Source organism: Lactococcus sp. FSL W8-0209 (genome assembly GCF_038006585.1).
Classification (GTDB): domain Bacteria; phylum Bacillota; class Bacilli; order Lactobacillales; family Streptococcaceae; genus Lactococcus; species Lactococcus lactis.
The window spans coordinates 15,515-37,485 of sequence record NZ_JBBOVN010000002.1 but is presented as its reverse complement, the minus strand read 5'-3'; the positions used below and the strand labels follow the sequence as shown (position 1 = coordinate 37,485).

Sequence of the window (21,971 nt, the reverse complement as noted above, 5' to 3'; positions counted from 1 at the left end):
AATGCATAAACTCATTGAACTTATTGAGAAAGGGAAACCATTCTTTGAGAAAATCTCTCGAAACATCTATCTTCGTGCTATTCGTGATGGATTTATTGCTGGTATGCCAGTCATCCTTTTCTCATCTATCTTTATCCTTATTGCCTATGTCCCAAATGCTTGGGGATTCCACTGGTCAAAAGACATTGAGACCTTCTTGATGACTCCTTATAGCTATTCGATGGGTATCCTAGCATTCTTTGTTGGTGGTACTACCGCTAAAGCTTTGACGGACTCAAAGAACCGTGATCTACCTGCGACCAATCAGATTAACTTCTTATCTACGATGCTAGCGTCTATGGTAGGGTTCCTTTTGATGGCAGCTGAGCCTGCAAAAGAAGGAGGCTTCTTGACAGCCTTCATGGGAACAAAAGGCCTTTTGACAGCATTTATCGCAGCCTTTGTGACAGTTAATGTTTATAAAGTCTGTGTAAAAAATAATGTTACCATTCGTATGCCTGAAGATGTTCCACCAAATATCTCTCAAGTATTTAAGGACTTGATTCCGTTCACCGTCTCAGTTGTTCTCCTATATGGACTTGAACTCCTTGTTAAGGGAACTCTTGGTGTAACTGTTGCAGAATCAATCGGTACCCTTATTGCTCCTCTTTTCTCAGCTGCAGATGGTTACCTTGGAATTACACTTATCTTTGGTGCTTATGCCTTCTTCTGGTTTGTTGGTATTCACGGTCCTTCAATTGTCGAACCAGCAATCGCTGCTATCACTTATGCCAATATCGATGTCAACTTGCATCTTATCCAAGCTGGACAACATGCAGATAAAGTTATCACTTCTGGTACTCAAATGTTTATTGCTACCATGGGTGGAACAGGAGCGACATTGATTGTTCCATTCTTGTTCATGTGGATTTGTAAATCAGATCGTAACCGTGCCATCGGACGTGCTTCAGTTGTTCCAACATTCTTTGGGGTTAATGAGCCAATCTTATTTGGTGCACCAATCGTATTGAATCCGATTTTCTTTGTACCGTTCATTTTCACTCCGATTGTCAACGTTTGGATCTTTAAATTCTTTGTTGACACATTGAACATGAACTCATTCTCTGCCAACCTTCCATGGGTTACTCCTGGTCCGTTGGGAATTGTACTCGGTACTAACTTCCAAGTTCTATCATTTATCTTAGCCGGACTCTTGGTAGTTGTTGATACTATCATTTATTACCCATTTGTTAAGGTATACGATGAACAAATTCTTGAAGAAGAACGTTCTGGTAAAACAAACGATGCTCTTAAAGAAAAAGTAGCTGCAAACTTCAATACTGCTAAAGCAGATGCCGTTCTTGGAAAAGCAGGCGTTGCTAAAGAAGATGTAGCAGCAAACAATAATATCACAAAAGAAACTAATGTCCTTGTTCTTTGTGCAGGTGGAGGTACAAGTGGCTTGCTTGCCAATGCCTTGAACAAAGCAGCAGCAGAATACAATGTTCCAGTCAAGGCGGCAGCGGGTGGTTACGGTGCTCACCGTGAAATGTTGCCAGAGTTTGACTTGGTAATCTTGGCTCCACAGGTCGCTTCAAACTTCGATGATATGAAGGCTGAAACAGATAAATTGGGCATTAAACTTGTAAAAACTGAAGGAGCTCAATATATCAAATTGACACGTGACGGAAAAGGTGCTCTTGCATTTGTTCAACAACAGTTTGATTAATAAATTTGTAAAAGTTATTTGAGACGAGATCACTCATTCCATTTCCTTGGTTTTCAGAACACAGAATCTCGTCTCAAATGCTTTTTTTGAAAGGACTTACACTTATGACTAAAACACTTCCTAAAGATTTTATTTTTGGTGGTGCTACAGCTGCTTATCAAGCAGAAGGTGCAACTCACACAGATGGTAAGGGCCCAGTAGCATGGGATAAGTATCTTGCAGACAATTATTGGTATACAGCAGAACCTGCAAGTGATTTTTACCATAAATACCCAGTTGATTTAGAATTAGCTGAAGAATATGGTGTTAATGGTATTCGTATTTCTATTGCCTGGTCTCGTATTTTCCCAACGGGTTACGGTGAAGTAAATGAAAAAGGTGTTGAATTCTACCATAAACTATTTGCTGAATGCCACAAGCGTCATGTTGAACCATTTGTGACTTTGCATCATTTTGACACACCAGAAGCTCTTCATTCAAATGGAGATTTCTTAAACCGCGAAAATATAGAACACTTTATAGATTATGCCGCTTTCTGTTTTGAAGAGTTTCCAGAAGTAAACTACTGGACAACTTTCAATGAAATTGGCCCAATTGGTGATGGTCAATACTTGGTTGGTAAATTCCCTCCAGGCATTAAATATGATCTTGCCAAAGTCTTCCAATCACACCACAACATGATGGTCTCTCATGCACGTGCTGTAAAATTGTATAAGGATAAAGGTTATAAAGGTGAAATTGGTGTTGTTCATGCTTTACCAACTAAATACCCTTATGATCCGGAAAATCCAGCAGATGTTCGTGCTGCTGAACTTGAAGACATCATCCATAACAAATTTATCTTGGATGCAACCTATCTTGGGCACTATTCAGATAAAACGATGGAAGGTGTCAACCATATCCTAGCTGAGAATGGTGGAGAACTTGATCTTCGTGATGAAGACTTCCAAGCTCTTGACGCAGCTAAAGATTTGAATGATTTCCTTGGTATCAACTATTACATGAGTGATTGGATGCAAGCTTTTGATGGTGAGACTGAAATCATTCACAATGGTAAGGGTGAAAAAGGAAGCTCTAAGTACCAAATTAAGGGTGTTGGTCGTCGAGTAGCTCCTGACTATGTTCCGCGCACAGACTGGGATTGGATTATTTATCCTGAAGGCTTGTATGACCAAATCATGCGAGTGAAAAATGATTATCCGAATTACAAGAAGATTTACATCACTGAAAACGGTCTCGGATACAAAGATGAGTTTGTAGATAATACTGTTTATGATGATGGTCGTATTGATTACGTGAAGCAACACTTGGAAGTTTTATCAGACGCGATTGCGGATGGTGCAAATGTTAAAGGTTACTTCATTTGGTCACTTATGGACGTTTTCTCATGGTCAAATGGTTATGAAAAACGGTATGGATTGTTCTATGTAGACTTTGATACGCAAGAACGCTATCCTAAGAAATCAGCACATTGGTATAAGAAATTAGCAGAAACTCAAGTGATAGAGTAATATCACCTGAGAATGTAATAATTTGTTATCTGATTTTTAGATCAGGCTTTGAAAAGGTATATATTATTAATTTCGAAGATTGTCCTATAATTCCTGAGCTTGAAGCTATCTCACTACAAAATGTAGTCACTGGTATGTTTCACCTGGAAAAGAATGGATTTGCCATTCTGATTTAGCATTATCCGAATTTGAATGGGAAGTTTTACAATTACTCGATGTAGCAATATGTGAGACTGTTCACTTCGAGGTAGATTATTTGCCTTTCCAATAACAAAAAGAAAGGAATTGACTGTGACTATCGAATTAAAAAACGAGTATCTTACGGTTCAGTTTAAAACACTTGGTGGTCAACTGACTTCGATTAAAGACAAAGATGGGTTAGAATATCTCTGGCAAGCTGATCCAGAGTATTGGAATGGACAGGCACCAATTCTATTTCCTATCTGTGGTAGTTTACGTAATGATTGGGCTATTTATAGACCTCAAGAAAGACCTTTTTTTACAGGTCTAATTCGTAGACATGGTTTCGTTCGAAAAGAAGAATTTACACTTGAAGAAGTTAATGAAAATAGCGTGACTTTCAGTATTAAACCAAATGCTGAGATGCTTGATAATTACCTTTATCAGTTTGAACTAAGAGTTGTTTATACCTTAAATGGGAAATCCATTAGAACCGAGTTTCAGGTAACGAACTTGGAAACTGAAAAAACGATGCCTTACTTCATTGGAGCCCATCCAGCATTCAATTGTCCTTTAGTAGAAGGCGAAAAGTATGAGGACTATTCTCTTGAATTTAGTGAGGTTGAGTCTTGTTCGATACCAAAGAGTTTCCCTGAGACAGGGTTATTAGATTTACAAGATCGGACGCCATTTTTGGAAAACCAAAAGTCTCTTGATTTGGATTACTCACTTTTTTCTCATGACGCCATTACACTTGACCGACTGAAATCTCGCAGCGTGACACTTCGCTCGAGAAAGTCTGGTAAAGGTCTTCGAGTTGATTTTGATGATTTTCCAAACTTGATTCTGTGGTCTACAACCAATAAAAGTCCATTCATTGCCTTAGAACCTTGGAGTGGGCTTTCCACTTCACTTGAAGAAGGTAATATTTTAGAAGATAAACGACAGGTAACGAAAGTTTTACCTCTAGATACTTCTAAAAAGTCCTATGACATTACGATCCTTAATTAAAATCTGTTATAATTTTAGCCTTAAATAAAATTTGAATACGTTTGCCTTGTGGTTATAGATTGGTCTTCTTCGTGCCAATCTTACATCGCAAGGTTTTTAAGTTTTTTATGGGTCTATGTCAACTGTAGTGTGTGACGAAAAGCTAATGATGTAAAAAAGATGATCAATAGCGTACAAGATGAAACCAAAAAGGACATCAGACAGCTACAAAAACAAATCAGAAAATAGTTTGGGTACGGAGGAAATCATAATGTTAAGAGAATTTAAAAATTTTATTCTACGAGGAAATGTATTCGACTTAGCAGTTGGGGTAATTATTGGGTCCGCATTTACTGGATTAGTAACTTCTTTGGTTAATAATCTCATTAACGCCTTAATAGGAATGTTTGTTCAAAGTACAGCCTTGGCTAACTTCTACTTTTATATTGGTAAAACAAAATTCACTTATGGAGCCTTTTTAAATGATACCATTAACTTTGTTATTACTGCATTTGTTGTTTTCATAATAATAAAGTTTGTTAACAGATTAATTCCACATAAAGAGAAAGAAAAGCAAGAAAATCAAAATAAAGAATTGGACACTCTGATTGAGATACGTGACTTATTAAAAATAAAATCTAAGTAAAAACTGCTCTTCTTAATCTAAGCGCAGGCGCTAAAAACTGATCATTATGTGCTGTGATCAGTTTTTTTGTTTTAATTTTCTCCGTTTTATAAATATTGATAAAGATTCATTTATATTTTATTGGACTACAATCAAATATTTAAACACAAAATGAACAATATCTTTCGAAAATAATTTTTGAGTTCAGTTTTAAATAAATATTTCCATCAAAAATCTCAGTCATTAATTTTAAAATCTCCATAGTAAAATTTACTTCTGACTGAAAGAGATTTCTCATTATAAAAAAGAAAAAATTTTTAAAAGGGAATTTAATGATTTTCACTCTAGAAATAATAAGTTTCGGAAAAATTGTTGTTTTTTCGAAACTTATAATCAATATAAAACGCATGGTTAAGCGGTTTTAGTTTTTCAAAGGTTTACAAAAACAAAAAAAGCACCTATTATGGCAACTTTATGAGAGTATGAGAGTGTTTTTAATTAGCCTTAACATAGTGCAAAAAGGATATTCTGATTTTTAACACGATTCGTCAGAGTATCCTTTTTTTATTGATTATTTTTGTGCGTCCATTTCAAGTAATGTGTTATAATCGTTTTATATTTTAGATATCCCTAAAATATATTCCTTTCTATCGAGCTGCCTTCCTTTTGGAACTCCGAAGGCAGTTTTTTAAAATAGAGGAAGTGACAAAAAAAAGAAGTTGTGATAAAATAAAGGTAAAGAAAAAAGAGATTGCACTAACAAGCTCTAATGTAGCCGTTTTAAGAACGGTAGCACTACATACAACAAAATGGCCTACTGCGTGCTAAGCTGAACGGTCATTTTTTATTACTTGTATTTATCACAAGAATCATCAAGGTCGCAAAAGCAATCATGAGACTCAATGCCTGAAATACAGTCAAAAAATTTTCGCCTTTCATGTTTTGTGAGGGTTTGCCCACGAAATAATCATAAACACCACCTGCAATCAGGCTACCGTTCATAAACTCTACAAACATTATTATAACAAAAAAAGCCCCGTAAGTCATAGACTTACAGGGCTTTTGAATTAGTCATTAAAACCTTGGGCCGGCAAAGGTTATAGTCATTTCAGGGTGGGATTTATAATGTCCCACAACATCAAATCTCCATTCTCCTCTCAGGATTTGACACATAATAGGGAAGGCCTTTTTAAAGCGAACGAGTTCATCATTATAAGTTGCTGAAGTAAATGGTCGTGCCTGGTCTAAGGTCATCAAGAAACGAGGGTCTGGAGTATCGCAAATCAGGTCATGACAATAAAACTGATTGAAGCGGTCAATGACGAAGTATCCACTATTTATTTTTTCAAAGGAGTCCTTACAAAAGGCTGACTTTTTATAATAGTGCCAGCCTTCTTGTTTGAAATATTTTTTAGCGGCACTTTTATTTGTTGCCCACAGGGGAAGTTCAAATTCAAAGCCATCAGGGTCGGTATATGTTTTTCCGTCTGAAAATTGACTTAACGTCAGCAGTTTTTAGTATGATTACTGCTTTTATTATTTACTCCAAAACTGTTGTTTTACCTTTGTGTCGGTAGATTGTCGTTCTTTTGTCGTCTATCTGTCCTGTACATGTTTAAAAAAATACTTTATTATATATTCATACCCGAATTGCTAGTTAATTTCATTGGAAAATAAATAAGTCGTGCTATCCTAATCTTAAACCACTAAGCATTAGAAAGCGCACGACTTATATGACTTATAATAGCACACTTCCAAAAGTTTTTGTTTATTTACTGACAACCATTGAGACGCTTTATCAAACGAGTGTTCCCCTTGAGGTTCAAAACCGAAAGAACGTCCATCTCGCAACATCAGGTTGCTTAGTTATCGCTTGTTACCTATGGGGCGTACTGCATTTTAGTGAAACGCTTAAAGCTAAGCACCAATTGGCTCAAAGTTTATTTCCTAATTTCCTAGAATATTCTCGCTTTGTCCGCCGTTGTAATGCCCTCTTACCGAGTATCCAAGTCATTCGCCAAGCACTCGTCTTTAAAGAGGTTGAAGGAATGAGTGTATCCATTATTGACAGCTTCCCCATTCCTTTGTGTCAGTCGATTCGTAATTTCAGAAGCAAAGTTCTTGGAGATTATGCAAATGTTGGCTACAATGCTACAAAGGGACAGTACTTCTATGGATGTAAATGTCATGCTTTAGTCAGTGAATCAGGCTATGTCATAGACTACACAATTACTCCTGCTTCAATGGCTGATAGTTCAATGACCGAGGAAGTGTTGAGTCAATTTGGGACACCAACAGTCCTTGGAGATATGGGATATTTAGGTCAGTCACTGCATAATAGGCTGGAATTAAAAGGAATTGATCTAATTACATCTGTCAGGAAGAACATGAAGCAAAAGAAAATCCTTTTCCCTAATTTTTCAAAACGTAGAAAAGTGATTGAGCGAGTTTTCTCTTTTTTGACAAATCTAGGAGCTGAGCGTTGTAAAAGTCGTTCGCCTCAAGGTTTTCAATTGAAATTAGAGATGATACTTTTAGCGTATTCTTTACTGTTAAAATCAGATAAATCACTGGAACCAGAGACTTTAAGATATTCTATCGGGTATCAAGTCATGGCTAAATAATCAACTAGCAATTCGGGTAAAATAAAAAGTAAAATCTGATCTATGACAAGACTAGTTGCAAAATTGCTAGTCTTTTTTGCCTGTGTTCCCTAAAGCAGTATTACTTTATCAAGAGAAAAGTATTCGTAAAGTAATACCTTTTTCTTAACATCATCCTTGATTATAAATGCTATTACTCTTCGTTTACTACCTACTTAAATTAATAAACTATTCTTCTAACTCTTTTAAACTATCATCTATTTAAACCTCTTTCATAATTCAAAGGATAACCTATGAGGTACTATCATGTTCTTACCAATTAAATACCAAAGGAGCACCTTAGCAAGATAAAAGTATTGCTTTAGTAATACTTTTATAGTTCACTTTTTTCAATTAGCATATCAATAATTACTGACCTTGATTTAGCATTAAATTTTTTTACTAATTCATCTAGTTTTTCTGAATTACTTTTTTTTATTGAAAAACTAGTTTTGATTTTTTTCTCCCAACCCAAATTTGTGTTATTATCTTCCGAAATATTTTTTACTACTTGATAATCATTATTATCAAAGGTCATATCTTCAAACTTGTTTGCCATTTTACTCTATCCCCTTTGTTTCTATTTGGTTGAATACTTTTTTTAATGATGCAATGAATTTATTTTGTGTATGAGTTTGCCCTGTCTCTTCTAAATAATCAAATATTCCCTTTTTAAGAAGCATACTTGTATTAATAGCTTCTTTTTCAGGTACAATTCCAATTACATCATTTATATTTTTTAACGCTTCTAAAAATTCTTTAGATGAATTAGTATTGTGTTTAACTCTATTTCCTAAAAAATAGATTTTTGCGCTAACATATGATTTACCACTGACAGGATCAACAACTTCATTTTTTAAAGTTGAAACGCTTTGTAATACCTTGGTATGACTTTCGTATCCAAAACGACTTGGTTCCATTGGTGATATTACCTTATCCGCAACTGCCACACCATTTTTGGTTAATAAATTCCATGCAGGCGGTAAGTCTAAAATAATATAATCATATTTTTGATTTAGTTCTTTTGAATTTTTTACAAACCACATAAATAACAATAATTCTTTATTAAGTTTAGTTGCCAAGTTATCTGCGATTTCTTCTAAATTACTAGTTGAAGGAATTACATCAATATTTTTTTCAACCGTAGTAGCAATGATTCCAATTTGGGGATTGCTGAGAATTTCTGAAATATTGTGTTTATATTTAAAATTAAAATCTTTTGTCTCAAATGTACCAGTTAAACTTTTTTGTGAATCCAAATCAATTAATAATGTACTTTTATTATTTTCTTGCAAATATTTTGCAAATTGGAAAGCCATTGTAGTCTTTCCTACACCACCTTTAATTGCCATAAAACTAATTACTTGCATACCTTATTCTCCTCTTTCAACTACTTTAGTATCCCATAGGTATTACTTAAGTCATACCTTTATCTTAACACTTTCGTAAGATAAAGTCAAGAAAAAGGTCATACCTTTGCACGACCTTTTTCTTTCTTTTGTGTTAACTTCTTCCTTACTCTTTCATTTGCTGTTTACTCAACCTTGAAATAAGATATTGTTTTGCTGATATACTTAAATACTTTACGATATTCTTTTTATCATTTGAATAATCTACCATCTTTCTTCGTACATAGTCCATATGCGTTTCTAAGGCATCTTCTCCGAGTTCTTTTACAAGTTTATCATACACAGGATAAACACTCTCAGCAAGCTCTAAAATCGTGTCCTGGTTTGCTATATCAGTTGCATACAACAAAGAGGAATTTATAAGTTTCATGGTAAAAGGATTTGCAACTGCTACTGCATAATTAACCTGATTTTGAGCTTGATTTTGTTCTTCAGTTAATTGTGCTTGTACATCATTACGTTTATAGTTCTCATCTTTCCAATTTGCTTTCTTAACTATATGAAACTGTATTGAATCGATTGAACGTCCTTTTTTTATTTTTTTATACTCAACATTAAAATGAGTAAAAGAATTTATTTCTTTAATTGCATCTTTTATGACTCTTTTTTCAAAATTATCAAATCTACTATAGTCATCAACAGTATCTGTTAATTCTCTTAAGTCACTAATTATTATCCTAGGACTCTTGTAATCTTCCAATTGTTTCTTCGTTCTATTAGGTTTATATTGGTAATGCTCAAATTGATTATAAGACATAGAGAACCATTTATATAAAATAATACTGTACTTGCTATTCAGTTCCATAATATCTGATATGGCATATTGCGTAAAATTATTTTTTAAATCTATGAGATAAGGCATAATAGCTTGATCAAAACGTATCAAAACTTTATCATTATAATCATTCCACTCAACATAAGGTATAGGTACTATCCGTTTAAACTTGAACCCTCTATTCTTTTTCTCCTTTATTCTGAAAAAAGCTTGTTCTTGCATTTTTTCAACAGCTTCCTTAAAACGACGATGTTTATCATTATCAGAAACATCAAAAAAAGTAAATAATTCCTTTTTTGACAAGAATACTATATTATCTTTAGGAGGAGCATCAGTATCTATACATGAAACAGCTAGCTCAAACATTTTTAATGGTGTCTTATCCATTTTTGCAACTGAGCTAATTAAATCGTTATGCTCTGCCACCTTCCTTGAACATATTTCCTGTATTTGTTTATTTCTTTCTCCTGTGTCTATCTCTTGCATAATCCACTCCTTTTATGATTTAAATAAATAATAACACAAAACACCTACAAATACAAATAATTTGTAGGACTATGCACAGTTTTTTGTAGGACTATGCACAGTTTTTTGTAGGACTATGCACAGTTTTTTGTAGGACTATAATCCTGTTACCCCTTACAAACACTAGATTTTTTTTTTCGCAAAAGAACAAAAGACAAAATATATAATATAAAATAATTAAAAGGGACTCTAAGGAGTCCCAATTTTCTTTTTTTAAAATACCCGAATTGCTAGTTGATTATTTAGCCATGACTTGATACCCGATGGCCATTGTACTGTCAGCCATTGAAGCAGGAGTAATTGTGTAGTCTATGACATAGTCTGATTCACTGACTAAAGCATGACATTGACATCCATAGAAGTACTGTCCCTTTGTAGCATTGTAGCCAACATTTGCATAATCTCCAAGAACTTTGCTTCTGAAATTACGAATCGACTGACACAAAGGAATGGGGAAGCTGTCAATAATGGATACACTCATTCCTTCAACCTCTTTAAAGACGAGTGCTTGGCGAATGACTTGGATACTCGGTAAGAGGGCATTACAACGGCGGACAAAGCGAGAATATTCTAGGAAATTAGGAAATAAACTTTGAGCCAATTGGTGCTTAGCTTTAAGTGTTTCACTAAAATGCAGTACGCCCCATAGGTAACAAGCGATAACTAAGCAATCTGATGTTGCGAGATGGACGTTCTTTCGGTTTTGAACCTCAAGGGGAACACTCGTTTGATAGAGCGTCTCAATGGTTGTCAGTAAATAAACAAAAACTTTTGGAAGTGTGCTATTATAAGTCATATAAGTCGTGCGCTTTCTAATGCTTAGTGGTTTAAGATTAGGATAGCACGACTTATTTATTTTCCAATGAAATTAACTAGCAATTCGGGTATAATAAAAACATTTTTTAATATGATTACTGCTTTTATTATTTCCTCCAAAACTGTTGTTTTACCTTCATTTCCCGTAATGTTCAGAAAATTCATGAAGATATCCAAAATGATAATTTTTTGCAAATATACAGAAAAAGCAGTATACTTTTATTAAGTCTATTTAGAAAGATTTCATTGAGGTAAATATGGAAAGTGAAAATATTTTGGAAGCAAAACAAGTGAGTGTTGCCTTTCGGATTGCTGGTAAATTTCAAAAAGCAATTTATGATATTGATTTAAGTCTTAGACGTGGTGAAGTTTTAGCCATTGTTGGGGAATCAGGTTCTGGGAAGTCAACTTTCGCAACTGCTGTTATGGGATTACACAACCTAAATCAAACTCAAATTACAGGCTCCATTTTATTGGATGAGGAAGAAGTGATTGGTAAAACGGGTGACTCCATGGCAAGTATTCGAGGAAGTAAAGTTGGAATGATTTTTCAAAATCCACTCACTGCGCTTAATCCATTGATGAAAATTGGGCAGCAAATCAAGGAAATGTTGGCCGTGCATGATGTTTATCCAGAAAATCAGTATGAAAGTAGAAGCTTTCAACTTTTAGAACAAGTAGGAATTCCAAATCCTAAAAGAGTCGTTAATCAATTTCCCCACCAACTTTCAGGCGGGATGAGACAAAGAGTAATGATTGCAATAGCCATTGCCAATGACCCAGATTTGATTATTGCTGATGAGCCAACGACTGCTTTAGACGTTACCATTCAAGCTCAGATTTTAGACTTGATTTTAGAAATACAAAAGAAGAAGAATGCTGGGGTTATTCTAATTACTCATGATTTAGGAGTTGTTGCTGAAATTGCTGATACAGTGGCTGTGATGTATGCAGGACAACTCGTCGAAAAAGCTTCTGTTGAAGAGCTTTTTCAAAATCCCAAACATCCATACACCCGGTCACTTTTGCGTTCAAATCCATCTGCCGAAACAGTTTCAGATGATTTATATGTGATTCCAGGGTCTGTGCCTTCTCTGTCAGAAATTGAGTATGACAAAGATTTATTTCTCGCTCGAGTGCCTTGGATGAAAGAAGAAGCTCAAAAAGTAATTTCGGAAAAAATGACTGAAATTTCTCCAAATCATTTTGTTCGAGGTCAGGCTTGGAAAAAATTTGAATTTCCAGATCAAAAATTGAAAGGGGGTAAAAAGTGAGCGAAATTCTTAATTTAAAGGACTTAAAAGTTTATTATCCTATTCGATCTGGTTTCTTTAATCGAGTGACAGATAATGTTTTAGCTGTTGATGGAGTAGATTTAACGATTCATGAAGGAGAAACTGTCGGTTTAGTTGGTGAATCTGGCTCTGGAAAATCAACGATTGGCAAAACAATTGTTGGTTTAGAACAAATGACATCAGGACAATTGATTTACAAAGGACAAGATGTCAGCAAAAAAAAGATAAGAAACCAGCTCAAATACAATAAAGATGTTCAAATGATTTTTCAAGATGCATTTTCGAGTTTGAATCCAAGAAAAACAATTTACGATATCATTGCGGAGCCTATTCGAAATTTTGAAAAATTAGATCCTAATACAGAAAATAAAAGGATTCATGAATTATTGGATATTGTTGGACTACCTAAACAAGCTTTAGAACAGTATCCTTTCCAATTTTCTGGAGGTCAACAACAAAGAATTGGAATCGCACGGGCAGTTGCTACTAATCCTAAGTTAATTGTGGCAGATGAACCAGTTTCAGCATTAGACTTATCTGTTCAAGCTCAGGTTTTGAATTTCATGAAGCTCATTCAAAAGGACTTGGGAATTGCATTTCTTTTTATTTCTCATGATTTAGGGGTTGTCCGCCATATGACTGATAATATTGCAGTCATGCACAACGGTCGAATTGTCGAAAAAGGAACACGAAGAGATATTTTTGAGGAGCCACAGCACATTTATACTAAACGACTCCTATCTGCTATCCCTTCGATTGATGTTACAAGAAGAGCGGAAAATCGGAAAAACCGTCTAAAAGTTGAACAAGACTTTGAGGATAAAAAAGCAAACTTTTATGACAAAGATGGACACGCTTTGCCCTTAAAAAAATTAAGTGAAAGTCATTGGGCTGCTTTGCCAAAAGGAGGGGAAAATGTGGAAAGTAATTATTAGACGTATTTTATTGATGATCCCTCAATTATTTATCTTGAGTATTCTTGTTTTCTTCTTTGCTAAATTGATGCCTGGTGATCCTTTTTCAGGGTTGATTGGTCCTCATACCGACCCACATGAAGTTGAAGCATTAAGACGGGCAGCAGGTTTATATGACCCTTGGTGGGAGCAGTATCTCAGGTGGTTAGGGAATGCCATACATGGGAATTTAGGAATGTCCTATAATCTCAAAGAGCCTGTGATGACTGTCATTGGACATAGAGCGATTAATACTTTTTGGATGTCACTTTTGTCAGTTATTTTAACTTACTTATTTGCTATTCCGATGTCGATAGTTGCAGCTCGAAATGAAGGAAAATGGCAAGACCAATTGTGGTTGACCTATAATTCAATTACTTTTGGTATTCCACCTTACGTATTCTATCTCTTGATTATCTTTATCTTTGGTTATAGTCTTAATTGGTTTCCAACAGGTGGGACGGTAAGTCCAAATGCGATGGGAGCAGTTCCTATTTTCTTTAGTAAGATTTATCACATGATTCTTCCAGCTTTTAGTTTGGCGGTCTTTGGAACGGTAGGAATCTTTACTTACTTCCGTTCAGGGATTTTAGATGAACAAACGCAAGATTATGTACGTACGGCTCGAGCCAAAGGGGTCAAGGAAAGAGTGATTTTTAGACGTCATATTTTGAGAAATGCCTCATTACCAATCGCTTCAAATTTTGGATTTGTAATTACTGGACTCTTGGGAGGAGCAATCTTTGCTGAAACAATTTTCGGCTATCCTGGCTTAGGACAACTTTTTATTACTTCAATCACTGGGCGAGATTATTCAATGATTACGGCTTTGATTTTATTAAATGGTTTTTTGGGACTTCTTGGAGCCCTCCTGTCGGATATTATCATGGCAATGGTTGACCCACGAATTCGGATTCAATAAGGAGTGAAAATGACAGAAAAAAAACACAAAAATTCTTTATCATTAGTTCACTCAATTAAAGAAGAACTAAAAAAAGATAAATTAGCGATGATTTCAACAATTTTTCTAGTTGCTGTCTTTCTAATCGTTTATATTTACTCGATGTTTTTAAAAAAAGCAACTTATGTTGATGTTAATATTATGGATCAGTATCTTGCACCACTGACAAATGGACATTTACTGGGAACTGATAATGGTGGACGAGATATTATCATGATGTTAATGATTTCTGCACGAAACTCTTTCAATATCGCTTTTGCAGTTACACTCATTACTTTAGTTGTAGGAAATATCTTAGGGGTAATTACGGGCTACTTTGGCGGAAGGTTTGATTTAATCTTCATGCGTTTCACTGATTTTGTCATGATTTTACCCTCAATGATGATCATTATTGTTTTTGTAACTATCATCCCACGGTTTAATTCTTGGTCTTTGATTGGGATTATCAGTATCTTTAGTTGGATAGGGACAACGCGTCTGATTCGAGCAAGAACAATGACGGAAGTCAATCGAGATTATGTTCGAGCATCAAAAACTTCGGGAACCTCTGATTTTAAAATTATGTTTCGGGAAATATGGCCCAACTTGTCCACCTTAGTCATTGCTGAAGCAACGCTTGTTTTTGCTGGAAATATTGGTTTAGAAACAGGACTTTCTTTCTTAGGTTTTGGACTTCCAGCGGGGACACCATCTTTGGGAACAATGATAAATGAAGCGACTAATCCAGAGACAATGACTGATAAACCTTGGACTTGGGTTCCAGCAACAGTGGTCATCCTAATTGTGGTGCTTGCCATTATCTTTATCGGAAATGCGCTAAGACGAGTAGCTGACCAAAGACAAGCTACAAGATAAACAACATTCAAGAGTGATAAAAATGTTTATCTATTAAAAATGGATATGATAAATTAAATATTATATTGAAGCAAGCAAGAAATAAAAAGAAATTATTGGAGAAACTAAGATGAACAAATTAAAAGTAACTTTATTGGCAAGTAGTGTAGTTTTAGCAGCTACACTCCTAAGTGCTTGTGGCTCTAACCAAAGCTCAAGTACAAGTACAAAAAAATTAAAAGCGGGGAACTTTGACGTTGCTTATCAAAATCCAGACAAGGCAATCAAAGGTGGAAATTTAAAAGTCGCATATCAAAGTGATTCTCCAATGAAAGCACAATGGTTATCGGGACTTTCTAATGATGCAACTTTTGCTACAATGTCTGGTCCTGGTGGAGGTCAAGATGGTTTGTTCTTCACAGACAGTGGATTCAAATTTATTAAGGGAGGAGCTGCCGATGTTGCTCTAGATAAAGAGTCTAAAACGGCAACGATTACCCTTCGTAAAGATTTGAAATGGTCTGATGGTTCAGAAGTAACGGCTAAAGATTATGAATTTACCTATGAAACGATTGCTAATCCTGCTTATGGTTCCGACCGTTGGACTGATTCTCTGGCAAATATTGTTGGCTTGAGTGATTATCATGCGGGTAAAGCTAAAACAATCTCAGGGATTACTTTCCCAGACGGTGAAAACGGAAAAGTCATCAAGGTTCAATTTAAAGAAATGAAACCGGGGATGACTCAAACAGGAAATGGTTACTTCCTTGAAACGGTAGCTCCTTACCAATATTTGAAAGATGTCGCTCCTAAAGATTTGGCTTCTAGTCCAAAAACGACAACGAAACCATTAGTTACAGGGCCTTTTAAACCGGAAAATGTTGTTTCGGGTGAATCTATTAAATATGTCCCAAATCCTTACTATTGGGGTAAAAAACCAAAACTAAATTCAATTACTTATGAAGTTGTATCAACAGCAAAATCAGTCGCAGCACTTTCATCAAGTAAATATGATATTATTAACGGCATGGTTAGTAGCCAGTATAAGCAAGTGAAAAACTTAAAGGGATACAAGGTTTTAGGACAACAAGCGCTTTATATTTCCTTAATGTACTATAACTTAGGGCACTATGATACTAAAAATTCAATTAATGTCCAAGATCGTAAAACGCCATTGCAAGACCAAAATGTTCGTCAAGCCATTGGTTATGCTCGAAATGTCGCAGAAGTGGCTAATAAGTTCTCAAACGGACTTTCAACTCCTGCAAATAGTTTGATTCCACCTATCTTTAAACAATTTACGAGTCCATCAGTTAAAGGATATGAAAAACAAGATCTTGATAAAGCGAATAAACTTTTGGATGAGGACGGATGGAAATTGAATAAATCTACAGGCTACCGTGAAAAAGATGGAAAAGAATTATCGCTTGTTTATGCGGCTCGTGTAGGTGATGCAAACGCTGAAACCATTGCCCAAAACTATATCCAACAATGGAAGAAAATTGGGGTAAAAGTGAGTCTTTATAACGGTAAATTGATGGAATTTAATTCTTGGGCCGACCATATGACGACTCCTCCAGGAGCAAATGACTGGGATATCACTGACGGTGCTTGGTCATTGTCATCTGAACCTTCTCAACAAGATTTGTTCTCAGCAGCAGCACCTTATAACTTTGGTCACTTTAATGATTCAGAAATTACTAAGGATTTAAATGATATTGATTCTGCCAAGTCTGAAAATCCAACTTACCGTAAAGCTGCTTTTATTAAATATCAAGAAGATATGAATAAAAAAGCTTATGTTGTTCCAACAAACTTCTCGTTAAGTTATACGCCGGTTAACAAACGTGTAGTTGGAATGACGCTTGATTATGGTGCAATGAATACTTGGTCAGAAATTGGTGTTTCTTCTGCTAAGTTGGCCACCAAATAGTTTTACTTAACTTTTGTTTACAAGTTTTTTTGTAAAAATACCCTCACTTTAGTTTTCGCAATTCTAAAGTCACAGAAGTTCAAATTTATGATTTGAGCTTCTTTTATTAAAAAAGGAGTTTGATATGACAAGGATTCAAGATGATTTATTCGCTACTGTTAATGCTGAATGGTTAGAAAATGCAGAAATTCCTGCTGACAAACCAAGAATTTCAGCTTTTGATGAATTAGTACTAAAAAATGAGAAAAATTTGGCTAAAGATTTAGCTGATTTATCACAAAACCTACCTACTGATAATCCAGAGTTGCTTGAAGCAATCAAATTTTATAATAAAGCAGGAGATTGGCAAACCAGAGAAAAAGCGGACTTTTCTGCCGTAAAAAATGAACTTGCTAAAGTTGAAACTTTAAATACTTTTGAAGATTTTAAAAATAATTTGACTCAACTCGTTTTCCATTCTCAGGCACCTCTTCCGTTTTCTTTTAGTGTTGAACCTGATATGAAAGATGCTATTCACTATTCTCTTGGATTTTCTGGCCCGGGTTTGATTTTACCTGATACCACTTATTATAATGATGAACACCCTAGAAAAAAAGAATTACTTGATTTTTGGGCTAAAAATACAAGCGAAATTTTAAAGACATTTGATGTTGAAAATGCAGAAGAGATTGCAAAGTCTGCCCTTAAATTCGATGCTCTTTTAGTTCCATCAGCAAATACTTCTGAAGAGTGGGCAAAATATGCTGAACTTTATCATCCAATTTCTACTGACAGCTTTGTCAGTAAAGTTAAAAACCTGGATTTAAAATCTTTAATTAAAGATTTAGTAAAAACTGAACCTGATAAAGTCATTGTTTACGAAGATCGTTTTTATGAATCATTTGATTCACTTATCAATGAAGAAAATTGGTCACTCATTAAAGCTTGGATGCTGACTAAAATTGCACGTGGCGCTACTTCTTTCTTCAATGAAGACCTTAGAATTCTTGGTGGAGCTTATGGACGTTTCCTTTCAAATGTTCAAGAAGCAAGAAGTCAAGAAAAACATCAACTTGATTTGACTGAGTCTTATTTTAGCCAAGTGATTGGTTTATTCTATGGTAAAAAATATTTTGGTGAAGCTGCTAAGGCCGATGTCAAACGGATGGTCACTGCGATGATTAAAGTTTACCAAGCGCGTTTGTCTAAAAATGAGTGGCTCAGTCAAGAAACAGCTGAAAAAGCCATTGAAAAATTGGATGCTATTACTCCTTTCATTGGTTTCCCAGATAAATTGCCTGAAATTTATAGTCGTTTAAAAACAACTTCTGGCTCTCTCTATGAAGATGCCCTTAAATTCGATGAAATTTTGACTGCTCGAACTTTTGAAAAATTCTCAGAAGATGTTGATAAAACAAGCTGGCATATGCCTGCTCATATGGTCAATGCTTATTATAGTCCTGATAGTAATACAATTGTTTTTCCAGCAGCAATTTTGCAAGCTCCTTTTTACTCTCTTGAACAATCTTCATCACAAAATTACGGTGGAATTGGCGCTGTCATTGCTCATGAAATTTCTCACGCTTTTGATAACAACGGTGCCCAATTCGATAAAGAAGGAAATTTGAACAAGTGGTGGTTAGATAAAGATTATGAAGCTTTTGAAGAAAAGCAAAAAGAAATGATTGCACTCTTTGACGGCGTAGAAACCGAAGCTGGTCCAGCAAACGGAAAACTCATTGTGTCAGAAAATATTGCTGACCAAGGAGGAATTACAGCGGCACTGACAGCAGCTAAAGATGAGAAAGACGTTGATTTGAAAGCTTTCTTTAGTCAGTGGGCTAAGATTTGGCGCATGAAAGCAAGTAAAGAATTCCAACAAATGCTTTTGTCAATGGATTTTCATGCACCCGCTAAACTTCGTGCAAATATTCCTCCAACAAATCTCGAAGAATTTTACGATACTTTTGATGTTAAAGAAACAGATAAGATGTATCGTGCACCAGAAAATCGTGTTAAAATTTGGTAATCATTGAATTTATATTAATGATATATTGAAATTGAGTCAAATAATTTAGAAAAAGCACCTATAATCACATAGTTATGAGTGATTTTTCCACTTTTTGATATATTATAAAAAGAGTTATTGCTAGCACGGTTAGGATACCAGAGTATACTTCAAAGGTTTATATTTATTTTCTGATATAATTGGATTCCTAGAAGGTCAAATAAGTTGAGCATCGAGTCCATTCAGAAAAACAGCAGAGGTGGTTTAATGCTAGAGAATGAATATTTTGTATTTACTGGCACCCTTACAACGATGACAAGAAAACAAGCACAATCAATCATTATAGGTTTAAAAGGGCATAATCAGAACGATGTGACTAAAAAAACGACTAGACTAGTCACAGGCAATTTTCCGATTGATTTAATAAAAGGCTATCATCATTCGCATAAAATATCAGAGGCTAAGCAATCTAAACGAAAAGGACAACGAATAATGATAATGACTGAAAAAGAATTTATCGAATTTTTAGCTCAAACTTTTCAACTTCTCTCAAAAGGGTTATAATTATGCTTGTTATATTATTGATAGAGGAGGAATTATGAAAACTTTAGGAAAAGCTATTGCTAATAAAATTTCTTTAGTTTTGTCCCAATACTTCCAACTTCCACCAGGATATCTGATGGGAGTTACCCCCAATCATGTCCCCAATGACCCACGAGCTTACTTCGAGCAATTGAATGAAGAACAAAAAGTAGAATTGTTAAAAGTATGCCACAAATGGTCGGAAAAACGAGTTGAAAATATGCAATACTTAAACTGAAAACATAAAAAGTTTATCATAATGATAAGCTTTTTGTATCTTGCTTAACTTATTGACCTTGGAGAGAATTCATATTCGTTTCGCCCAAGATTCACTGAAAGCAACCTATTGCAAAGTTGGTTCAGTTCGTTGTCCAAGACAGTACTCAATATGTAATTGCAGAAAATTGGGAAAATCAAACAGCGTTAGATTTACATAACAAAAAGGAACGCTTGAAATCTTTTGTTAGAAATATCAGTCAATATCTTATCGAAGATTGTAAAATTAGTATGAGTTACTAATTATACCAAAGTAAAAAAATTAAACCAGCTTGCACCTTAATAGTTGTGAGCTGGTTTTTTAGTTTATTCTAAAACTTATTAATATATCTATAAATCGTTGTTCTTGACACTCCCCAAGAATCCGCAATCGACTTAATCGGCGTGCCACTTTCTACCAAGGTTTTAAGAAGCTTTACGTCTTGCTCCGAAAATTTCTCAGGTCTTCCTCCAAGTCGTCCTCTTGCACGTGCAGCTTCTCTACCAGCGGCAGAACGCTCCAAAATAAGATTTCGCTCAAATTCCGCAAAAGCCGCAAACAAATGAAACATCAATTGTCCAGTCGAACTTGATTTATCCATTGTGATATTTTCTTGCAAGCTATGGAAGCTTACTCCTTTATCATTAAGTGAATTAACTATGCTAATTAAGTCCTCCATATTTCTTCCTAATCGATCTAACCGCCAAACAACAATTGTATCTCCAGAACGAGAAAATTCGATGGCGGATTTTAATCCAGGTCTATCTTTTTTACTTCCTGACATATGATCAGTGAATATTTTCTCACAATCATATTTTTTAAGACTATCTTTTTGTAAATCCAAATTTTGAAGTCCAGTTGAAACTCGTGCATATCCGATATTCATTTTATTCTCCTTTGTTCTAATTTATTGTATCATAACTTAAAAATATATGTATAAATGAACATAGAATAAATTACGGGTTAATGAACAAGAAATGTAAATGATTTTGAGAGTTTTTATAACAAAAAAAGAGTGTCCAGAAAATGACCATTTTATGGACACTCAAATATAAAAGAACATTGACCTAAGAAGATGTATTCCATTTTGTATCCATTTATTTGAATTTAGTCCAGTTCTAACTATCTTTTTTTCAAATTTAAGCTAAAATGAATTTATAAAAAATGGCAAAAATATGGTTCTGTTGCAAAGTTTTCCAAAAAATCTATTTTAGTGTAAAATTGAGAAAAAAGACAGAGAGGACAGAGTAATGAATCATTTTAGAGGCAAACAATTCAAAAAAGACGTCATTATTGTCGCTGTTGGTTACTACCTGCGTTACAATCTAAGCTATCGTGAAGTTCAGAAATTGTTATATGATCGTGGAATAAATGTTTGTCATACGACGATTTATCGTTGGGTGCAAGAGTACAGCAAAGTCCTCTATGATTTTTTGAAGAAGAAAAATAGACAATCCTTCTATTCATGGAAAATGGACGAAACCTATATCAAAATTAAGGGACGTTGGCATGATCTTTATCGTGCAATTGATGCGGACGGCTTAACCTTAGATATCTGGTTACGAAAGAAACGGGATACGCAAGCAGCCTATGCTTTCTTAAAACGACTCCATAAACAGTTTGGTGAGCCGAAAGCAATTGTGACCGATAAAGCACCTTCTCTTGGCTCCGCCTTTAGAAAGTTACAGAGTGTGGGTTTATATACTAAGACAGAGCACCGAACTGTGAAGTATCTTAACAATTTAATAGAACAAGACCATCGACCTATTAAACGACGGAATAAATTTTATCAAAGTCTCCGTACAGCCTCTTCCACGATTAAGGGCATGGAGACCCTTCGAGGAATATATAAAAAGAACCGAAGAAATGGAACGCTCTTCGGCTTTTCGGTGTCTACTGAAATCAAGGTATTAATGGGAATACCAGCCTAAGATATTTGGAGTTCAGAGAGGGCGCGTTTGATTTTCAAACTTCGCAACAGAACCGTTT

19 protein-coding genes and 2 pseudogenes are annotated in these 21,971 nt (G+C 34.9%); 15 read left to right on the top strand and 6 right to left on the bottom strand.

Translation table 11 applies throughout. From position 1 onward, the window contains the following. The first annotated feature begins 1 nt into the window (after nt 1). The 5 genes and pseudogenes from MKX45_RS11635 to mscL all read left to right on the top strand — a co-directional run bounded on the left by MKX45_RS11635 (nt 2) and on the right by mscL (nt 5,035). Entirely contained in the window at nt 2–1,708 is a 1,707-nt protein-coding gene (locus MKX45_RS11635; protein WP_021214650.1) for a lactose-specific PTS transporter subunit EIIC, read from the top strand. A gap of 104 nt (nt 1,709–1,812) precedes the next feature. Next, nucleotides 1,813–3,219 carry a 6-phospho-beta-galactosidase gene (gene lacG, locus MKX45_RS11630; RefSeq protein ID WP_003131735.1) on the top strand — a complete coding sequence of 469 codons (1,407 nt, stop codon included), beginning with the start codon at nt 1,813–1,815 and terminating at the stop codon, nt 3,217–3,219. Beyond that, nucleotides 3,219–3,490, top strand: a pseudogene (locus tag MKX45_RS11625) (DUF3884 family protein). The gene lacG and the pseudogene MKX45_RS11625 overlap by 1 nt, the downstream one beginning before the upstream one ends. Before the next feature lie 20 nt (nt 3,491–3,510). Further along, nucleotides 3,511–4,410, top strand: coding sequence for an aldose 1-epimerase family protein (locus MKX45_RS11620; protein ID WP_021214647.1), 900 nt, complete (start codon nt 3,511–3,513; stop codon nt 4,408–4,410). Between the two features lie 250 nt (nt 4,411–4,660). After that, nucleotides 4,661–5,035: a large-conductance mechanosensitive channel protein MscL gene (gene mscL / locus MKX45_RS11615; protein ID WP_340817304.1), complete on the top strand. Its 375-nt coding sequence runs from the start codon at nt 4,661–4,663 to the stop codon at nt 5,033–5,035. An 816-nt stretch (nt 5,036–5,851) separates the two neighbouring features. Here the strand turns inward: mscL and MKX45_RS11610 are convergent. Continuing rightward, nucleotides 5,852–6,016 (bottom strand): putative holin-like toxin, encoded by a 165-nt coding sequence (locus MKX45_RS11610; protein ID WP_340817303.1) that lies wholly within the window; start codon nt 6,014–6,016, stop codon nt 5,852–5,854. Nucleotides 6,017–6,747: 731 nt separating this feature from the next. On the opposite strand from MKX45_RS11610, the gene MKX45_RS11605 reads away from it, so the two are divergent. After that, nucleotides 6,748–7,638 (top strand): IS982 family transposase, encoded by an 891-nt coding sequence (locus MKX45_RS11605; RefSeq protein ID WP_340817302.1) that lies wholly within the window; start codon nt 6,748–6,750, stop codon nt 7,636–7,638. Nucleotides 7,639–7,990: 352 nt separating this feature from the next. On the opposite strand, the gene MKX45_RS11600 is transcribed toward MKX45_RS11605, so the two are convergent. The 4 genes and pseudogenes from MKX45_RS11600 to MKX45_RS11585 form a co-directional block, all read right to left on the bottom strand. Beyond that, nucleotides 7,991–8,215 (bottom strand): hypothetical protein, encoded by a 225-nt coding sequence (locus MKX45_RS11600; protein WP_014567964.1) that lies wholly within the window; start codon nt 8,213–8,215, stop codon nt 7,991–7,993. A 1-nt stretch (nt 8,216) separates the two neighbouring features. After that, entirely contained in the window at nt 8,217–9,026 is an 810-nt protein-coding gene (locus MKX45_RS11595) for a ParA family protein (protein ID WP_340817301.1), read from the bottom strand. Between the two features lie 145 nt (nt 9,027–9,171). Further along, nucleotides 9,172–10,326 (bottom strand): RepB family plasmid replication initiator protein, encoded by a 1,155-nt coding sequence (locus MKX45_RS11590; RefSeq protein WP_340817300.1) that lies wholly within the window; start codon nt 10,324–10,326, stop codon nt 9,172–9,174. A gap of 304 nt (nt 10,327–10,630) precedes the next feature. Further along, nucleotides 10,631–11,161, bottom strand: a pseudogene (locus MKX45_RS11585) (IS982 family transposase); the annotation flags it as partial. A 277-nt stretch (nt 11,162–11,438) separates the two neighbouring features. Between MKX45_RS11585 and oppD the strand changes: the two are divergent. From oppD to MKX45_RS11545, 8 genes are all read left to right on the top strand, one after another. Beyond that, nucleotides 11,439–12,455 carry a murein tripeptide/oligopeptide ABC transporter ATP-binding protein OppD gene (gene oppD / locus MKX45_RS11580; RefSeq protein ID WP_340817299.1) on the top strand — a complete coding sequence of 339 codons (1,017 nt, stop codon included), beginning with the start codon at nt 11,439–11,441 and terminating at the stop codon, nt 12,453–12,455. Then, entirely contained in the window at nt 12,452–13,411 is a 960-nt protein-coding gene (gene oppF, locus MKX45_RS11575) for a murein tripeptide/oligopeptide ABC transporter ATP-binding protein OppF (protein WP_163646937.1), read from the top strand. The genes oppD and oppF overlap by 4 nt, the downstream gene beginning before the upstream one ends. Beyond that, nucleotides 13,392–14,351, top strand: coding sequence for a murein tripeptide/oligopeptide ABC transporter permease OppB (oppB, locus tag MKX45_RS11570; RefSeq protein WP_259771312.1), 960 nt, complete (start codon nt 13,392–13,394; stop codon nt 14,349–14,351). Before oppF ends, oppB begins: the two co-directional genes overlap by 20 nt. 9 nt (nt 14,352–14,360) lie before the next feature. Beyond that, the gene (gene oppC, locus MKX45_RS11565) at nt 14,361–15,245 is read left to right on the top strand and encodes a murein tripeptide/oligopeptide ABC transporter permease OppC (RefSeq protein ID WP_163657068.1); all 885 of its coding nucleotides are present in this window, start codon (nt 14,361–14,363) and stop codon (nt 15,243–15,245) included. A gap of 109 nt (nt 15,246–15,354) precedes the next feature. Next, the gene (locus MKX45_RS11560; protein WP_340817298.1) at nt 15,355–17,157 is read left to right on the top strand and encodes an oligopeptide ABC transporter substrate-binding protein; all 1,803 of its coding nucleotides are present in this window, start codon (nt 15,355–15,357) and stop codon (nt 17,155–17,157) included. Between the two features lie 124 nt (nt 17,158–17,281). Then, complete coding sequence (gene pepO, locus MKX45_RS11555; protein WP_340817297.1) at nt 17,282–19,165, top strand: endopeptidase PepO; 1,884 nt, start codon at nt 17,282–17,284, stop codon at nt 19,163–19,165. A gap of 246 nt (nt 19,166–19,411) precedes the next feature. Further along, nucleotides 19,412–19,708 carry a BRCT domain-containing protein gene (locus MKX45_RS11550; RefSeq protein WP_340817296.1) on the top strand — a complete coding sequence of 99 codons (297 nt, stop codon included), beginning with the start codon at nt 19,412–19,414 and terminating at the stop codon, nt 19,706–19,708. Nucleotides 19,709–19,742: 34 nt separating this feature from the next. Beyond that, complete coding sequence (locus tag MKX45_RS11545) at nt 19,743–19,964, top strand: hypothetical protein (protein WP_163646747.1); 222 nt, start codon at nt 19,743–19,745, stop codon at nt 19,962–19,964. 349 nt (nt 19,965–20,313) lie between these two features. Here MKX45_RS11545 and MKX45_RS11540 read toward each other — a convergent pair whose 3' ends face one another. Continuing rightward, on the bottom strand, nt 20,314–20,868 hold the full coding sequence (locus MKX45_RS11540) for a recombinase family protein (protein WP_282667459.1): 555 nt from the start codon (nt 20,866–20,868) through the stop codon (nt 20,314–20,316). A 364-nt stretch (nt 20,869–21,232) separates the two neighbouring features. Here MKX45_RS11540 and MKX45_RS11535 point away from each other — a divergent pair, with 364 nt between their 5' ends. Beyond that, a complete protein-coding gene (locus tag MKX45_RS11535; RefSeq protein WP_340817295.1) occupies nt 21,233–21,913 on the top strand; it encodes an IS6 family transposase in 681 nt (226 codons plus the stop codon). The last annotated feature ends 58 nt before the right edge of the window (nt 21,914–21,971 follow it).

Excerpts from the sequence above, each read along its gene's own strand:
- MKX45_RS11635 (WP_021214650.1), top strand. The coding sequence starts at position 2 with ATGCATAAACTCATTGAACTTATTGAGAAAGGGAAACCATTCTTTGAG.
- lacG (WP_003131735.1), top strand. The coding sequence starts at position 1,813 with ATGACTAAAACACTTCCTAAAGATTTTATTTTTGGTGGTGCTACAGCT.
- mscL (WP_340817304.1), top strand. The coding sequence starts at position 4,661 with ATGTTAAGAGAATTTAAAAATTTTATTCTACGAGGAAATGTATTCGAC.
- MKX45_RS11610 (WP_340817303.1), bottom strand. The coding sequence starts at position 6,016 with ATGAACGGTAGCCTGATTGCAGGTGGTGTTTATGATTATTTCGTGGGC.
- MKX45_RS11605 (WP_340817302.1), top strand. The coding sequence starts at position 6,748 with ATGACTTATAATAGCACACTTCCAAAAGTTTTTGTTTATTTACTGACA.
- MKX45_RS11600 (WP_014567964.1), bottom strand. The coding sequence starts at position 8,215 with ATGGCAAACAAGTTTGAAGATATGACCTTTGATAATAATGATTATCAA.
- MKX45_RS11595 (WP_340817301.1), bottom strand. The coding sequence starts at position 9,026 with ATGCAAGTAATTAGTTTTATGGCAATTAAAGGTGGTGTAGGAAAGACT.
- MKX45_RS11590 (WP_340817300.1), bottom strand. The coding sequence starts at position 10,326 with ATGCAAGAGATAGACACAGGAGAAAGAAATAAACAAATACAGGAAATA.
- oppD (WP_340817299.1), top strand. The coding sequence starts at position 11,439 with ATGGAAAGTGAAAATATTTTGGAAGCAAAACAAGTGAGTGTTGCCTTT.
- oppB (WP_259771312.1), top strand. The coding sequence starts at position 13,392 with ATGTGGAAAGTAATTATTAGACGTATTTTATTGATGATCCCTCAATTA.
- oppC (WP_163657068.1), top strand. The coding sequence starts at position 14,361 with ATGACAGAAAAAAAACACAAAAATTCTTTATCATTAGTTCACTCAATT.
- MKX45_RS11560 (WP_340817298.1), top strand. The coding sequence starts at position 15,355 with ATGAACAAATTAAAAGTAACTTTATTGGCAAGTAGTGTAGTTTTAGCA.
- pepO (WP_340817297.1), top strand. The coding sequence starts at position 17,282 with ATGACAAGGATTCAAGATGATTTATTCGCTACTGTTAATGCTGAATGG.
- MKX45_RS11550 (WP_340817296.1), top strand. The coding sequence starts at position 19,412 with ATGCTAGAGAATGAATATTTTGTATTTACTGGCACCCTTACAACGATG.
- MKX45_RS11545 (WP_163646747.1), top strand. The coding sequence starts at position 19,743 with ATGAAAACTTTAGGAAAAGCTATTGCTAATAAAATTTCTTTAGTTTTG.
- MKX45_RS11540 (WP_282667459.1), bottom strand. The coding sequence starts at position 20,868 with ATGAATATCGGATATGCACGAGTTTCAACTGGACTTCAAAATTTGGAT.
- MKX45_RS11535 (WP_340817295.1), top strand. The coding sequence starts at position 21,233 with ATGAATCATTTTAGAGGCAAACAATTCAAAAAAGACGTCATTATTGTC.